The organism is Wolbachia endosymbiont (group A) of Cydia splendana (assembly GCF_947179475.1).
In the GTDB taxonomy this organism is placed as follows: domain Bacteria; phylum Pseudomonadota; class Alphaproteobacteria; order Rickettsiales; family Anaplasmataceae; genus Wolbachia; species Wolbachia pipientis.
This window is the reverse complement of record NZ_CAMXBP010000001.1, coordinates 211,146-228,806: the sequence shown is the minus strand read 5'-3', so window position 1 is coordinate 228,806 and position 17,661 is coordinate 211,146. Positions and strand designations below refer to the sequence as shown.

Annotated in this window: 9 protein-coding genes and 1 pseudogene; 9 read left to right on the top strand and 1 reads right to left on the bottom strand. The window is 35.8% G+C overall.

The window, feature by feature from the left end:
- Positions 1 to 161 precede the first annotated feature (161 nt).
- A complete protein-coding gene (locus OM961_RS01080) occupies positions 162 to 2,288 on the bottom strand; it encodes a heme lyase CcmF/NrfE family subunit (RefSeq protein ID WP_264339177.1) in 2,127 nt (708 codons plus the stop codon).
- Between the two features lie 168 nt (positions 2,289 to 2,456).
- Between OM961_RS01080 and OM961_RS01075 the strand changes: the two genes are divergently transcribed.
- The 9 genes and pseudogenes from OM961_RS01075 (at position 2,457) to OM961_RS01035 (ending at position 17,658) form a co-directional block, all read left to right on the top strand.
- On the top strand, positions 2,457 to 2,753 hold the full coding sequence (locus OM961_RS01075; RefSeq protein WP_264339176.1) for a hypothetical protein: 297 nt from the start codon (positions 2,457 to 2,459) through the stop codon (positions 2,751 to 2,753).
- 56 nt (positions 2,754 to 2,809) lie between these two features.
- Entirely contained in the window at positions 2,810 to 3,691 is an 882-nt protein-coding gene (locus tag OM961_RS01070) for a hypothetical protein (RefSeq protein ID WP_264339175.1), read from the top strand.
- Positions 3,692 to 3,805: 114 nt separating this feature from the next.
- On the top strand, positions 3,806 to 5,131 hold the full coding sequence (locus tag OM961_RS01065) for a dihydroorotase (protein WP_264339174.1): 1,326 nt from the start codon (positions 3,806 to 3,808) through the stop codon (positions 5,129 to 5,131).
- A gap of 198 nt (positions 5,132 to 5,329) precedes the next feature.
- The gene (locus OM961_RS01060) at positions 5,330 to 6,514 is read left to right on the top strand and encodes a dicarboxylate/amino acid:cation symporter (RefSeq protein ID WP_155968759.1); all 1,185 of its coding nucleotides are present in this window, start codon (positions 5,330 to 5,332) and stop codon (positions 6,512 to 6,514) included.
- 3 nt (positions 6,515 to 6,517) lie between these two features.
- Positions 6,518 to 7,114: an orotate phosphoribosyltransferase gene (gene pyrE, locus OM961_RS01055; protein ID WP_006279657.1), complete on the top strand. Its 597-nt coding sequence runs from the start codon at positions 6,518 to 6,520 to the stop codon at positions 7,112 to 7,114.
- 105 nt (positions 7,115 to 7,219) lie between these two features.
- Positions 7,220 to 9,049 (top strand): translational GTPase TypA, encoded by a 1,830-nt coding sequence (gene typA, locus OM961_RS01050; protein ID WP_264339173.1) that lies wholly within the window; start codon positions 7,220 to 7,222, stop codon positions 9,047 to 9,049.
- 62 nt (positions 9,050 to 9,111) lie between these two features.
- A pseudogene (locus OM961_RS07325) lies at positions 9,112 to 9,357 on the top strand (PD-(D/E)XK nuclease family transposase); the annotation flags it as partial.
- 969 nt (positions 9,358 to 10,326) lie between these two features.
- Positions 10,327 to 12,888 (top strand): ATP-dependent chaperone ClpB, encoded by a 2,562-nt coding sequence (gene clpB, locus OM961_RS01040; protein WP_264339172.1) that lies wholly within the window; start codon positions 10,327 to 10,329, stop codon positions 12,886 to 12,888.
- Between the two features lie 27 nt (positions 12,889 to 12,915).
- On the top strand, positions 12,916 to 17,658 hold the full coding sequence (locus tag OM961_RS01035; RefSeq protein WP_264339576.1) for an NAD-glutamate dehydrogenase: 4,743 nt from the start codon (positions 12,916 to 12,918) through the stop codon (positions 17,656 to 17,658).
- Positions 17,659 to 17,661 lie beyond the last annotated feature (3 nt).

The following is a 17,661-nucleotide window of genomic DNA, read 5'->3' as shown; positions in this document are numbered from 1 at the left end:
TTACTCACTAATCCCTTAGTGAATATCGTAATATATAGGTCTGTCAATAAAAAAATATAACTTTCTTTGGTTCTAACCTTTGCAAATCAGTATCTATAGCCCGGTAATTTCTCATATATTGCACTCTGGACCTAGGAGCGTTGTTAATAAATCCACGACAGCTAGACAACCTTCGCCCGTTTACTAAAAGGAAAAGCAGCAAAGAGCGAACCAAAAGCGATAAGAAAGGATCCAAGCCAGATTATAGACATTCCAGGTTTATAGTGCACTTTGGCTGCGATTTTGCTCTTACTCTTATCAATCTCTCCAATTACAACATAAATATCAGAAAATAAATTGTGGTAGATACTGCTTTCAACATTTTTCTGACCTTCCACAAGGTAAAATCTATATTCAGGGGTCATCTCACCTAATATCTTATTATTCAGCAAATTCCTGATATCCATTGTACCCCTCACTGCATGGAAATTTTTTTCTTTTATTAGCTCAATATTTCGTAAAGTAACTTTAAATTTATTGACTGTTATGCTATCCCCTATTTTTAAGTAATTTTCTTTTTTCTCCTGCCAACCAACCGAATATGCTATACCAAGCACTAGAATTGCCACTCCAGCATGAGCTGCCATCATTGCATAGTAGGATTTAGAAACTTTTCTTGCTAATAAAATTGATTCACCAAATGCTACCTTAAATAAACAAATTCTTTTACTGTATGCTTCTAAAACAAAGATTAATAATGCTATGGAGATAGTAATTGATAGCACAATTATTAGCTCCATGTGAAAAATAAACGGCAAAATAGCTGCAGCACTACAAAATGAAAATCTATATTCACGGAATATTGGCAATAGACTATTTCCCTGCCAACTGCAGTATTGCCCAATTATCGTGAGGGCTAGAATAGCCAGTGCAATAGGGTTAAATAAGGAATTATAGTATGGTGCTCCAACTGAAATTAATTCACCGGTTAAATATTCGAGCACTGTAGGGTATAAAGTGCCAACGAACACAATGAAAAAGGCAGTGATGAATAATAAATTGTTCATCAGCATCATCGTAAGGCGTGAAAAGAATCTTCTACCCTCTGTCACTTGAGTAGCAGGTTTCTTTTCAGATTCCAGTGTCAAGCATTGGAATGACATCGCAGACGTGTGATTTTTTCTCGTAAATACTACAAATATTACTAAGCTACTGACTGTAATTACACCAAGTAGAGCTAATATATATAGTCCATATCTTGGATCATCTGCAAACGTGTGCACTGAGGTAAGTATTCCTGAGCGGACTAGAAATGTTCCAGTCACACTCAATATAAAAGTTGTAAGCGTAAGTAAAATAGCAAAGTTCCTTAAAACATTGAAATTTCGCACCACGAGCAACAAATGTGTCAGCGCTACTGCAATTAGCCACGGCATCAAAGAAACGTTTTCCACTGGATCCCAAAACCAAAATCCACCCCACCCAAGTTCGCGATATGCCCACCAGCTACCTAAGCTGATGCCCAAAGTGAGCAGCGACCAAGAAATAAGTACCCAAGACCTGACAATTTTAGCCCAAACATTTCCTTCAGTATTTAAAATTAATCCAGCTATAGAGAGCGAAAAAGGAACGCTAAATCCAAGGTACCCCAAATATAATATCGGTGGATGAATAGCAAGGCCTATATCCTGCAATATCGGATTAAAACCCAATCCATCTGTTTCAATGCCTGGCATTTTAGTGAAGGGGCTGGATTCAATTAAAGTGAACAGCAAAAAACAAAAGCAAATCAGCCCATGAGTGATAAGAGATATTTTTTTTAATTTACTACCATTAGTTCGTTCTGGTGTCATTCCAGTGCTTGACACTGGAATCCAGTTTTTATTACACTGCCATTTGATGTACTCATTTGCAATTAAATTGTCTGGATCCCAGTGTCTGGGCACTGGGATGACAGAAGAAGAGACTGGGATGACAGAGGGGGAAACTGGGATGACAGAAGGTATATAAATATCCATTAGTAATAAATACATGACAAGCACTAAGGTCCAAAGCAACATGGACCCTTCTTTGTTTCCCCAAACACCACAAATCTTGTAGATCAAAGGTTTTGTTGTGTGTGAGTGGTAGTATACGTTTTCAAGTGAAAAATCATTTGTAATGTGGCAGTAGATCAAAATAGCCATTGACACTGATACACAAAAAAATATGGCAGTGGTAATAAACCGACAAGAACTAAGCGGTAAAAACAAATATGTCAAAGACAATAAGCAGGCTAGCAATAGCAATATATTCCCAAGTTCAGGCATAAAAAATTATAGTTTTTATATAAACAATATTACTGATGACAAGTTAGAAGTTAAAGTGTTAATTGATGCTAGCATAATGCTCCCGTAGTTAGCTGTGCTAGTATTAATTAAAAATTAAATATTAAATCTTTATACTTTTATAGATAGCGTTAATATTGAGGTAACATTGTGGGTACAACTAAGATTAGTAAATTTCCATTCAATATAAAAGGTAAAGTGGCAAAACAACATGCCGAACCAATAATCGAAAAAAATCTCTATACTATTTTAGGATTCAAAGATATAGAAGATTTTGAAAATAAGACAAGTAAGCTTGTTAATAAAAAAGTTTGGCAATCATTTGTTGACTGCTTTGCAAAAGAAATAGATTATGCAGCAACCGAAAAAGTTGTAAAAAGCATCGTTTGTAACATTGCAAAGAGTGATCGCGGTGATGCTTTTACCAAAACTGAAATCTCATATTAAATGAAAAACAAGATAATAAAAAGAGAGAAAAAGCGATTAGAAAAGCTATTAGTATTTTGAGAAAAATCAATCCAGAAAAAGCCTTTAATGAACTTTCAGTAATAAAAAAACAAGCTGAAGATTTTTTACAAACCGATTTTTGTAAAGCACAGAGTAAATCACTTCAAGGATTTGCTCCCTCTGGTGGACAGCTCTTTGCGGAAACTCTGAAATATATAGAAACACTAGAAAGATTATCCGAAGTAAAAAAAGAAGGGCTAGTTAAAGATTTCTTGTTAAATCATGTTAGTTCATTGAATAAAAAGTATCCTAAATCACAAGGTAAAAGGGAAGATGCTATAACAATACTATCAAGTGATGAGTTGAAGAATTTTTACAATAAAGGTGTAGAAGAAGGAATATTACAACCAATGGCATCTTACAAAGAATGTAGAAACCTGTATGACAAAATGAACCAGATAAAAAATGAATCCAAAAGTATAATTAAAAGAGAAGAACGGGAAGAAAATTCGAAGAAAATAGATAAGTCGATAGTCAGCGCGATTAATGACATAAAAAAACATAGAGAAGCAATCCTTAACTGTAAAGACTTTCAAAGTTCTTACATAAAAGAGAAAAAAGAACATCCATTTAGAGGCAACGCATGTCAAAAAATGATTGATATATATCAAGAGAGAATTGTTGGATATCAGGAGAAAATTCGTCAAAACTTAAACCAAATAAAAGCGATATTAAAAAGTGCGCCGCAAGAAATGGATGAAGAATTAGAGGAAATAATCGATGGTATACATGAAGCAAAACAGTTCGATGAAGATTTTGATTCAGCTTTAATTTGTTTATCGAACATGCAGAATGAGCCAGATATTCAACTGGAAAATCCTCCAACAGAGCTAAGAGTTTCACACATTAACGTTAAAACTAAGCTAATTAGGTTATAAGGGCGGGATTTTTGGGATAATTTTAATTCAAGACAGCTCTTAGTCTGTGTTTTAATTTGGTTGTGTTTTATTAAAAAAACTTTAGATTTATTGCATAATTGATACTCAAATATAATGACTCAAACTTGGAATTTGTTGCAAACAGGGCAAAAGGAAGGCTATAAAATTGCGTATACTAATGCTCGTATTATCGACCCAGAAACTAAACTTGATATAAAAGGTTCGCTATTGACTGAAGGGGATAAAATTGTTGATTTTGGCGAATCATTATTTTCAACAAGTGGAGTTGATGAAACAATAGACTGTAAAGGGCTTGTTCTAATGCCAGGCCTTATTGACATTCACGTACATTTTCGTGAACCAGGCCAGGAACATAAAGAAACTATATATACAGGCAGCAAATCTGCAGCTGCGGGGGGAGTTACAACTGTAGTTTGTCAGCCAAACACTGTTCCAGCAATTGATAGCGTTATTTTGGCTAAATATTTGAAATATAGAGCACTTGAAACTTCACATGTAAACGTTGAATTTTACGCTAAAATCACCACTTCGGAAGAACACCTGACTGAAATGGCACTTTTAAAGGAAGCAGGTGCGGTTGGGTTCACCGATGATGGCATGCCAGTTATGAACCCAATGATTATGAGACAGGCGCTGCTTTATTCAAGTATGCTGAATGTTCCTATTGCTCAACATGCAGAAGATTTAAATTTATCAGCAGGTGGTGCAATCAACGAAGGTAAAATTTCTGAAGAATTGGGAGTAAAGGGGATCTTAAGTGCGTCAGAATCGGTTATGGTAAGTCGCGATATACTGCTCATGAAAGATATGGAGAATGTGCACTACCATATTCTACATGTCTCTTCAAAAGATTCACTTGATGCTATTAAACGTGCAAAAGATTTGGGATTAAATGTTACGTGCGAAGTAACCCCTCATCACTTCACTTTGACTGAAGATATAGTAAAACAACATGGGGCAATTGCAAAAATGAACCCGCCACTTCGCACTGAAGAAGATCGTTTAGCTATGGTTGAAGGTTTAAAGACAGGTGTGATTGATTGCATTGCAACCGATCATGCTCCGCATGATCGTAGTTCTAAAGATCTGCCACTTGAAAATGCTGCATTTGGTATTGTTGGTCTTGAAACAATGCTGCCCCTTTCACTTGAACTCTATCACAGTGGGCAAATGGGTCTACTTGATGTGCTCGCAAAATTGACATATAAGCCTGCAGATATAATACACATACCACGTGGTCGTATACAAAAAAACCTTGCTGCAGACTTAATTTTAGTTGACCTCAATCATGAATGGGAAATTAAAACTGACAACTTTGCTAGTAAATCAAAGAATTCTCCTTTCGATGGTCGCAAAGTAAAAGGACACGTAGTACGTACTGTTGTGTCCGGCAAAACTATATACTCGCAGAAGAGTTAGTTATCATATCTTATCTATTCCAATTTGTTATCACCAGAATGGGCTAAGTGCACCTAAATTTAAATTAAGAAATCTTACACTGTCTCCGAATAAACACATCCTCTTATCTTTCCCTAATCTGTAAAGTTATTTTGTCTATCAATCTGATTCCAAAACAGCAAAATTATTGTATAATGTTACTTTGAAGTTTTATTTTCAATGCACAAGTTTGCAATACTTTTTTCTATACTGCTTGCAATAGTTGCTTACTACCTAAACAATGAAATCATATTTGAAATAGCAAAGCTATTTAGTGATATCTTTATCAGCTTGCTCAAATTAATAAGCTTACCTCTGGTTTTTTTATCCATAGTTTCCACAATTTCCGGGCTCAAAGACTCAATTGAAATCAAAGTCTTAGTTAAGAAAACACTATTTTATACTCTGCTTACAACTATTATAGCTGCGTTTGTTGCATTATCGTTTTATTTGTTAATAGATCCAGCAAGAAAAAATTTCATAAGTAATACAATAGGGAGTATTAACAGCAATAACCACAGTTATTTTTCATATTTAAAATCACTCATTCCTTCTAATTTTGTGCAAGTTTTTCTTGAAAATAATATGATTGGTAGCATATTAATCGCTTTTTTGATGGGTGGAGCTATTGTTTCACTTTCAAAAGAAAAGCAGGATATATTACATCAAATATTCTCTGCACTTTTTGATACGCTACTTAAAATTGCTCAGGGGTTACTAAAATTCATTCCGCTTGCTGTGTGGTCCTTTATCACATGTTTTTTGCATGAATTAAAAGGCGGTAGTGAGTTCTACAATCTTTTATGGTATTTTGTTTGCATAATGTCTGCAAATTTTGTGCAGGCATTTCTGATTTTACCGCTATTTATGTGGTATAAAGGCATATCACCAATTCAAACGCTGAAAGGGGTTATGCCAGCACTCACACTTGCGTTTTTTTCTAAATCATCCAGTGCAACATTGCCAACAACTATAGAATGTGTGCAGAACAAGCTAAAGGTGCCAAAGAAATTATCGTCTTTTATTTTACCAATATGCACAACAATTAACATGAATGCATGTGCTGCATTTATACTAATCACTGTAATGTTTGTTGCAGAAATGAACGGATACGTATTTTCCTTAAGCGAAATGTTGATATGGATTTTTTTAGCTACAGGGGCTGCAATTGGTAACGCTGGAGTGCCGATGGGGTGCTATTTTATGGCAACCAGTTATCTCATGTCGATGAATGTTCCTCTGCATATTATGGGACTGATTTTGCCTATTTATACAATCATCGATATGTTTGAAACTGCAATAAATGTGTGGTCTGATGTTTGTATCACTCAGATAATTAATAAAGAATGTAATAGTGAAACTTAAAAAATGATATTAGACGAAAATAACCTAATAATAAAAGAATTTAAAGAAGCAGAAGCAATTTTGCATGGGCATTTTGTTTTATCATCCGGGCTGCATAGTGACACATACATACAGTGTGCGAAGATTTTTGAAAATCCAAGCAGAGCCATGAAAGTTTGCGCATTATTAGCAGATAAAATAAAAAAAGAATTAAATAGCTCCATAGATTTAATATTATCTCCTGCAATTGGTGGAATAATTGTGGGTTATGAGATTGGCAGGCAGCTTGGAATAAAGACAATGTTTTGCGAGCGCGTTAATGGTAAGTTTGAATTACGCCGTGGATTTAAGATCAAAAAGGGTGAGAAAATATTGCTCATTGAAGATGTAATAACCACAGGTAAATCTTCACTTGAAGCAGTGGAATGTGCAGAAGGGGAAGGAGGTAAAGTTGTTGCTGAAGCTTCTTTGATAAAGAGAAATAGTGAAACGAAACTGCCTTTTCCTGTCATATCTTTGATTGAACTGAACATCAAAAACTACAGCGAGGAAGAACTTCCAAGTGAATTAAAACAACTACCCATAACAAAACCTGGGAGTAGGGAATATTTAACAAAGTAATCCTATAATATCTTGGAAACACAGCATTTATACACAGCTTTAGTTATTTACTCCAAGTGTATTTTATGTATACTTATTACTAAATTAATTTTGAAATGATAGAAAATGAACGAATTTAAATCGATCCGAAATATAGCAATAATCGCACACGTTGACCACGGTAAAACTACTTTACTTGATAACATGTTAAAACAAAGTGGCACATTCCGCGAGAATCAAGAAGTTCAAGAACGAGTGATGGATAGTGGTGATCAAGAGCGTGAACGCGGAATTACAATACTTGCAAAATGTACATCAATAATGTGGGGCGATGAAAAGATCAATATTATTGACACGCCAGGGCACGCGGACTTTGGTGGGGAAGTGGAAAGGGTATTGTGCATGGCAGATGGTGTGTTGCTGCTGGTTGACGCTGCAGAAGGTCCCATGCCACAAACAAAATTTGTGCTCTCAAAAGCACTAAAAGCAAATTTGAAGCCAATTGTGATAATCAATAAGGTCGACCGACCAGACAGCAGAATTGATGAAGTATTAAATGAAATATATGAGTTATTTTTTAACCTTGATGCAACCAACGAGCAACTAGATTTTCCAGTGTTGTATGCTTCAGGTAGAAATGGCTGGTGTGCTAAGGAGCTTTCTGATGAAAGAAAAGATTTAAGCCCATTATTTTCAACGGTTATAGATTATATAAAACCTCCTGTTTATAATCAAAATGCACCTTTTGCTATGTTGGTCACTCTACTTGAGTCTGATAAGTTTCTTGGCAGAATATTGACAGGAAAGGTTTATCAGGGCATTGCAAAAGTCAATTCAGATCTTAAGGTGCTTGACCTCGATGGCAAAGTAATTGAACGAGGAAGATTAACTAAGTTGCTCTCATTTTCTGGCTTGAAACGCATTCCAGTAGAACAAGCTGTGGCGGGAGACATAATTGCAATTGCAGGACTTGAGGAAGCTTCGGTTTCAGATACTATAGCAGCACCAGAAGTTACAACTGCAGTAAGCTCAACTCCAGTTGATCCGCCAACAATGGCGATTACTCTGAGCGTTAATGATTCACCTTTTGCTGGGCAAGAAGGTACAAAGCTTACTTCAACTGCTATAAAGGATCGTTTATATGCGGAAGCAGAAACAAATGTTGCAATTACTGTGACTTTGGCACCAAGCGGTGAAACATTTGAAGTAGGTGGGCGTGGTGAGTTACAGCTTGGAGTGTTAATTGAAAATATGAGGAGAGAAGGTTTTGAGCTTTCGGTATCACGCCCTCGCGTGTTATTTAAAGAAGAAGGCGGTAAAAAACTTGAACCTATAGAGGAAGTAGTAATTGATGTAGATGATGAATATAGTGGAATCATCATGGAAAAACTCAGCTTCCGTAAAGGTGAAGTAACTGACATGAGACCTTCTGGTAATGGCAGGACAAGATTAACGTTTTTAGTGCCATCAAGAGGATTAATCGGTTATCAAGGAGAGTTTTTAACTGATTCTCGTGGCACAGGCATAATTAACCGTTTATTTCACAGTTATGCTCCACATAGAGGTCCAATTTCTGGAAGGCGCAATGGAGTTTTAATTTCTACAGATAAGGGTGAGGCTGTGGCATATGCAATTTTCAATTTGCAAGACAGGGGAATTATGTTTATTAAGCCACAGGATAAGGTATATTGTGGCATGGTTGTCGGCCAGCATAGCCGTGACAATGATTTGGAGATAAATGTGTTAAAGGGTAAGCAATTAACAAACGTAAGAGCTTCAGGTAGTGATGAAGCTATAAAGCTCACTCCACCAAAGATAATGACACTGGAGGATATGATAGCGTATATAGATGATGATGAATTGGTGGAAGTAACTCCAAAATCTATACGTTTACGCAAGAAATTCCTTGATCCAAATGAACGTAAGCGTGCAGGAAGGGCAAAGAATAAGGAGTAATCAGAGGTTGAACATTTGCGAAAAATAGTGTATAATTATTCGTCTCCTAATTGTATTTAATTATGGCCTTTTCGAAATTTCTCGATCCAAAAAACAATTTCGCGTTCAAGAGAATATTTGGCACTGAGAAAAATAAAGATATTCTCATTCACTTTCTCAATGATATATTGGGCTTCGCTGGCAAAGATGAAATAGAAGAAATAGAATTTCTCAGCACTATCATGGATGCTGAGATTGCCTCTAAAAAACAAAGTATTGTTGATGTTTTCTGTACTGATTCTGCTGGAACCCAGCTAATTATTGAAATGGTGCGACCTGAAAGTCTTCGGTCATATTGTTTAAAAGGAGAGGAATTCCTTCAGAAAGAAACTAAAAGAGTTCTAAAACTTATTAAACCAGATGTTTTGCCATCTGAGTCTACGCATCAGTGCGAATCGGGTAACCGGTTGGTGCCAAGCGATGCGGACAATGAACCTCCTCTTGAAAAAGAAGATGCTCAATCGTGAAAGGAGCATAAACTACAAGCATCATGTGGTTGGAGAGCTAGGCTTAGTGGTATGGTGAACGTAAGTGAAGCTTCATAAGTATCGTAACGATTAAAGAGCTAAAGATGCTGATAAGCTCCGACCAAAAGGTAATGTGACATTTTTCATTTCTGGATGTACGCAAATCACCGGTATAGAGAAGTCACCTAACCCACTGTTGTATGACAGAAGGAACAGGGTAAGCCTGTATTTCCGCCTATATGGCAAGCAAACCGCAAGGAACGCTGATGAAAATGCAGGTAAAGGATAATGGAGAAAGCGAATGCCATTTTGTAACGAAATGTATAGAATTTGTAACATTAATTCGCGTGAAAACGAGCAGATTTCCATTTGGTCCCTCGTGACAAGAAACTTTGTTAACCACTTGAGGTAGAGAAGCAGATTACCTTACCCACAGAAATGATGAAGAAATTAGGAATATTTTTTACAAAAAGGACAATACTAACAAAAGAACTTTATTCTATTTAAAATATAAAGTTACAATAAATTTTCCTGTCATCTCCAAATAAATTACATTAACTTAGTATTGTATATTGTTAATAACTTAAATAATACAACCATTTTCAGCAACAAAAACCAAAGGTCTTGAGATACAAGATATTTGTATGGTTACTATGATAGTTCCTTTTTTAAGAAAGTTTTAAATTTCATACTTAACAATAAGCAACTTTAGGTTTAAATTTATGAAATCAGTTGTTATATACATCAGCAAATACGAATTTAACTGGTGTTATGGACTTAAATAAATTTACCGAAAAAGCAAAAAGTCTAATTCAAAGTGCTCAGATGAAAGCGTTGGGAGCTGGGCATCAGATTTTTATGCCTGAGCATTTACTAAAAGTGATGCTTGAAGATGAATCAGGTTTAGTTCAGGATTTGATAAACGCTTGTGGTGGAAATGTGCAGAGTATTTCCGATGCTGTGGATAGTGCAATAAAAAAGTTGCCAGTAATTGAAGGTCCAGGAAGTGGTGGCCTTCAACTTTCAAGAGAAATAGCAAAAGTTTTTGAAGATTCAATTGGTATTGCAAAGAGAAATAAAGATTCATTTGTTGCTGTCGAGCGTTTACTGCAGGGCCTCACTGCACAAAAAGATGATACTGTAGGCAAAATTCTGGCAGAGAATGGTGTGACTCCACAAAAACTGAACTCAGTTGTTGCAGAAATGAGAAAGGGCAGCAGTGCGGACTCGCCAAACAGTGAGGAAAAATTAAATGCGGCAAAGAAATATACAAAAGATGTTACAGAGCTTGCTATGCAAGGAAAGCTTGATCCTGTAATTGGTCGTGATGAAGAGATCAGAAGAACTATGCAGGTATCACTGAGGCGGACAAAAAATAATCCAGTGCTGATCGGTGAACCTGGTGTTGGAAAAACTGCAATAGTTGAGGGGCTTGCAAATAGAATTGTTGCAAACGATGTACCACTTGGTTTGCATGATGCAAAGGTCTTAGCTTTGGATCTTGGAGCACTAATTGCTGGCACTAAGTTTAGAGGAGAATTTGAAGAAAGGTTAAAAGCAGTTATTAATGAGCTTTCGAGAGCGGAGGGAAAAGTTATCTTGTTTATAGATGAGCTTCATACTTTAGTTGAAGCAGGAGCAACAAGTGGTGCAATGGATGCCTCGAATCTGCTAAAGCCTGCTCTTGCGCGTGGAGAAATTCGCTGTATAGGAGCCACAACTTTAGATGAATATCGTCAGCATATAGAAAAAGATCCTGCACTTGCAAGGCGTTTCCAGCCCGTGTTTATTTCTCAACCAACTGAAACTGATACCATTTCAATACTCAGGGGTTTGAAGGAAAGATATGAGGTGCATCATGGTATAAGAATTACAGACGGTGCAATAATTGCTGCTGCAACGTTGTCCAATAGATATATAACAGATAGGTTTTTACCTGATAAAGCAATTGATTTGATTGATGAAGCAGCAAGTAGGGTGAGAATTGAAATGGATAGCAAGCCTGAAGTTATTGATGAACTTGAGAGAAAGGTTATACAGCTAAAGATTGAAGCAGAGGCTTTAAAAAAAGAAAGTGATGAAAATTCTAAACAGCGTTTAAAAAAGATAAATGAAGAGATCGAAAATCTAAACAGTAAATTTGCTGACTTGAACAGCAAATGGCAGATGGAAAAGAATAAAATAGCTAGAATACAAGAAACAGCCGAAAAATTAGATAACGCTAGAAAAGAGCTGGAATTGGCTCAGCGGAGTGGAAATTTAGGAAAAGCAGGAGAGCTGATGTATGGTGTGATCCCTCAGCTTGAGAATGAATTAAAAAATCAGGAAAAGGTTACTGATAGTTTCTTAAAGAAAGAAGTGACTGGAGATGATATTGCAAACATTGTTTCAAAGTGGACAGGAATTCCAGTTGATAATATGATGCATAGTGAAAAGGAAAAACTCCTTAACATGGAGAATGAAATAGGAAGAAGAGTAATAGGGCAAAAAGATGCAATAGAAGCGATAAGTAATGCAGTTAGGCGCTCCCGCTCTGGGGTGCAAGATACTAATCGACCTTTTGGTTCATTCTTATTCTTAGGCTCAACCGGGGTTGGTAAAACCGAACTTGCGAAAGCCTTAGCTGAATTTCTGTTTGACGATCAATCAGCGCTTCTGCGTTTTGATATGTCAGAATATATGGAAAAACATTCTGTTTCAAAGCTAATTGGCGCGCCTCCAGGGTATGTTGGCTATGAACAAGGTGGCAGATTAACTGAAGCGGTAAGAAGAAGGCCATATCAGGTTATTCTGTTTGATGAAATCGAGAAAGCAAATCCAGATATATTTAATCTATTGCTACAGATCTTGGATGAGGGGAGACTCACTGATAGTCATGGTAAATTAATTGATTTTCGCAACACCATACTGATTTTAACTTCTAACCTTGGCGCTGAGATAATGCTAAAAGGGAATGTTGATTCTGTAAGAAATGAAGTGATGCAAATAGTTAAATCAACATTTCGTCCAGAATTTTTAAACAGGCTGGATGAAATTATTATATTTCACAGTTTAACCAGAGATGACATCTATAAAATTATAGATGTTCAATTTTCTTATTTACAAAAAACACTTGCTAAGCGTAAACTGAGTATAAGTTTGTCGCAGGAAGCTAAAGAACTAATAGCACAAACTGGCTATGACCCTGAATATGGAGCAAGGCCCTTAAAAAGGGTTATACAAGAGTGTATTCAAAATAATTTAGCTAAATTAGTTTTATCAGGGGAAGTAGTAGAAAATGATGAGCTAATAGTGTACGCTCTTGATAATGAAATCTTAGTTAAAAAGGTTTAAGTTGACTGTGTATTTTTGTTAAAAAAAATGTGTATAGATCATAATGTTGACACTGAGTCTTTATTTAAGCTAGCTGATCAAGAAAATCAGCAAGATAAAGAAAAAATTAAAAAATTCATTAAGTATTTTTATAGTTTTGTTTATAAAAGCGACCTAAAAGCCAATGATAAGTTTTTGCTATATATTGTAAACGATGCTTACAATTTTGTTTCTCAAAAAGAGAAAGATGAAAGTAAGTTAGTAGTAAGCAATATAGATGATATACCAGGAATAGAAGGCGATTTTACCACGATTAAGATAACAAACGATGATATGCCATTTTTGGTTGATTCTGTTATTGCAACTATTAAATCGCACGATTTAACCATATGCTATTACAGCAACAGCATAATTAACATTAAAAGAAAAGATGGCCTAATAGACGAGATTTACTCTTTGGAAGAAAGCAATGGAGTCAAAGAGTCAGTCATATATGTAATTATCAAAGGTATAAGTGACAGCTTTGTTGATACATTAAAAGAATCTCTACAGAAAACGCTGAAAGCGGTTAATTGCGTTGTGAAAGATTGGCACTTAATGCTCAAGAAACTTGATGAGGCAAGTCTTTCTGTCATCCCAGCTGGGATCCAGGAAAAGGACACGTGGATTCCAGTGTCACGCACTGGAATGACACCAGACCGAAATCAAGAGCAAAAAGATTTTCTAGTTTGGTTAAAGAATAATAATTTTGTATTTCTAGGTTATCAAGAATATATTGCTGGTAAAGATGAAAAACTCGTCTGTGATGGCAAAAAGGACCTTGGCCTGATGAGAGTAGGTCAAAGTACGTTGATTCCTTCTGCAAACCTTGATTCCCTATACATATTGAGATCAGATCTAATCTCAATAGTCCATCGGCGTACATACATGAATTGTATAGGAGTAAAAGAATTTGATGACCAGGGTAATGTAGTAAAGGAACGGCGTTTTTTCGGGCTATTTACTTCTGTAGCGGAGGTCCAAGATATTCGAACTATTCCAATAATAAAAGATAAAGTTAAAGTTATAGAAAAAAATGCAGGATTTGTAACCGGGGGCCACAACAATAAAGCTTTGATTTCTATTTTGCAAGTGTTCTCTTGTGATGAATTATTCCAATCAAATGAAGACGAATTATTTAAAATTTGCATTTCGATCATGTCTCTTGCGATTAGGCCAAGGGTCAGATTATTTTTAAGAAGAGTCGGGGATTTTATTAGTTGCATAGTGCTGATACCGATGCGTTATGCTAGCGCTAGGCTAATGTTCAAGATACGTGACATATTGAAGGATGAGACAAGTGCAGGAAGTTCAGATATTTATAACAATCACATTATCAATGAATATGATTTGATGAAATTGCATGTAGTGCTAAAGACCAAAAATGCTAGCGTTCTTGATGATGAAGTTTTGCGTATCGAAAACAAATTAAGAAACATTACAGAAAAGTGGGAAGATCGTTTTATAGACAATTTATACAATACTTTTAGCACTGTTGAGGATATATTCATCCGTTATTGCAAGGCATTTCCAATAAGCTATCAAGAGAGTTTCGAACCTCATGACGCATATTACGATATGAAAAAATTGGAGATAGTGAGGAAGAAAGGAGTTAGCGAGGTCGATTTAAGACTTACTCGTGATAATCTTAATTATCAATTAAAGGTTTATACTCCAAACAATGGAGGCCTTGAATTATCGAAGATATTAAGGATCACTAAGAATTTGGGAGCTAAAATTCTATCTCATAATGGCTATTACATAGAAATTAACGGTGGAATATGGATACACCATTTTGTGTTGTCAAGAGTCGATGAATTAATAGACAACATTACTCTAAAAGAGCAATTTGAAATAACACTTGCGAAAGTGTTTAGCAAGGAAATTAAAAATGACTATTTCAATAGTTTGATCATTATTGCTGGGCTCAAGTGGAAGGAAGTGCTTCTGATTAGAGCGCTAAGTGCCTATCTAAAGCAGACGTCATTTAACTACAACCCAGAATATATCCAAAAGGTAGTCTCAGAGTATCCAAAAGTAGTAAAGTATTTGATACAACTATTTCATGCAAGATTTGATCCTAACATAGACATTGATAGAGCAGAAACTACAGACATTGTCAGAGAAAAAATTGAGGAACTTCTAAAAGAGATCAGCAATGTTTCACATGATTACGTTTTGCGCTCGATATTTAACTTGATAATGGCTATTTTAAGGACCAGTTATTATCAAGATAATAAACCCTACTTATCCATAAAATTTGACTCAAGTAAAGTGAATGGTTTGCCTGATCCTCGTCCGTATCGTGAATTATATATTTATTCAAACCTTTTTGAGGGAATACATCTAAGAGGAGGGAAATTAGCCCGTGGTGGCTTAAGGTGGTCGGATAGGACGGAAGATTTTCGCACTGAAGTTTTGGGGCTCATGAAAGCTCAGATGACAAAAAATGCGGTTATTGTCCCTGTTGGCGCAAAGGGTGGGTTTGTAATTAAGCAAGTTTATAAAGACAAAGATACTTTAAGAGAGAAAAGTGTTGAGTGCTATAAGAGTTTTATTAGAGGAATGCTTGATATTACTGATAACGTGGTTGATGGTGAAATAATTCCACCAGAGAATGTGATTAGGTATGATGAAGACGATCCATACTTGGTAGTTGCAGCAGATAAAGGCACTGCTTCATTTTCTGATTATGCCAACCAGATAGCCTCTGAATACAATTTTTGGCTTGGCGATGCATTTGCATCTGGTGGATCAGCAGGTTATGATCACAAAAAAATGGGTATTACAGCCAAAGGTGCATGGATTGCAGCACAGAGGCATTTTTGGAAAATGAATAAGGATATTTACCAGGATGCAACTGTTATTGGAATTGGGGATATGGCTGGCGACTTATTTGGAAATGGTATGCTGCTTTCAAAAAATATACATTTAATCGGCGCATTTAACCATATGCATATTTTTGTTGACCCAAACCCTGATGCAAAAAAGAGTTTCACAGAGCGTAAACGTCTCTTTGAGTTACCATTTTCAACTTGGATGGATTATAATAAAGATTTGATTTCTAAGGGTGGAGGAGTATTTGAGCGTAGCAGTAAGCAAGTAAACATTTCTCAAGAAATAAAAAAGTGCTTTGATATAACAGAAGATATGCTACCTCCAAGTGATTTGATTAGATATCTATTGAAAGCAAAAGTGGACTTCATATGGAATGGAGGAATCGGCACGTTTGTTAAGGCAAAGAGTGAAAATCATAGCATGGTCGGTGACAAAGCAAACGATGAGTTAAGAGTGAATGGTAAAGATATTAGAGCTTCTATGTTTATAGAGGGTGGAAATCTTGGTTGTACACAGTTTGGAAGAATAGAATATGCTGAAAAAGGTGGATATATCAATGCAGACTTTGTTGATAATTCAGCCGGAGTGATATGTTCGGACCTTGAAGTTAACATTAAGATTGCATTTGTTTCAGCTATGAAAGCAGGGGGTATTTCTTTAGAAAAAAGGAATGAAATACTGGCGAGTATGGTGGATGAAGTTGCATCCAAAGTGCTTGAGAACCACAACAAAATTGAAACAAAAGCATTACTTCTTGAGTGTTTGCAAGCTAAAGAGAGATTGGAGCAGCACCACAGGTTACTGCTCAGTTTAGAAAAATCTGGGCTGTTAAACCGAAGCGTAGAATTTCTTCCAACTGAAGAAGAGATAGCAAGGATGTTAACTGGTGCAGAAGGTTTCAGTTCTCCTCAGCTCTCTGTTCTAATGTCTTATGCTAGAACAGCAATAAAAAATGAAATTATACATTCCGATCTGTCTGAAAAAGATCTTATATCTCATGACTACTTGCTAGGTTATTTTCCTAAAAAGATGGTAACAAAGTTTAAGGATTTCATATTAAAACACCAACTTCGTAGAGAAATTATCTCTACTTGCATTGCAAATGATGTAGTGAATAGAATGGGCTGTATATTCATCAATAATTTGGCTGAGAACACTGGAATTAAGATACAAGAAGCGGTTAACATATATATTGTTGTTAACCACCTGTATGATTTAAACAGCCTGTGGCAGAAAATTGATGAATTGGATGGAAAAATTGATGTTAACTCATACTTACAAATAGTGAGGAACGTGCAGAAATTTATTGGCAGAGTATCATTTTGGCTAGTGAAAAATCTTGGCAAGCTTAGCTTTGTAGAATTGGATGATGTTACAAAATTTAAAGATGCAATTGAAACTTTAGGCCAGAACTTAACTGATGTTTTAGATGAACACCTATTAAAGATCTATAGCCATGGATCAACTTCTTTAGTAGAACTTAATATAAATAAAGATCTAGCAAAAAAAGTTGCTGATCTATGCGTTCTTGCTTATGCACTGGACATTATATCTGTTGCTGAACAGACATCTTTGTCCATTCTTGATGCTGGTAAAATATACTTTGAGTTAAAGTCGCTGTTAAGATTCGATCTGATTAGAACAATTGCCATCAAGATGAAAAGCCGCTCTTCTTATTGGGATCGCAGCTTAGTTAATGATTTATTGGACGATTTAAGCAATTACCATCACAAGCTAGCTGTTAAAGTCATAAAAGCTACTGATAACCCCGAAGATAAGGTTCAAACCTGGGCTTGTGATGATAAGGACTACATAGAACGTTATAATAGTTTTTTAGATGAGATGGTTGCTTCTAAACTTGATTTAAGCAAATTAATATTTATAATCAGAAGGATTAAAGTACTTGCTTCATAGGAA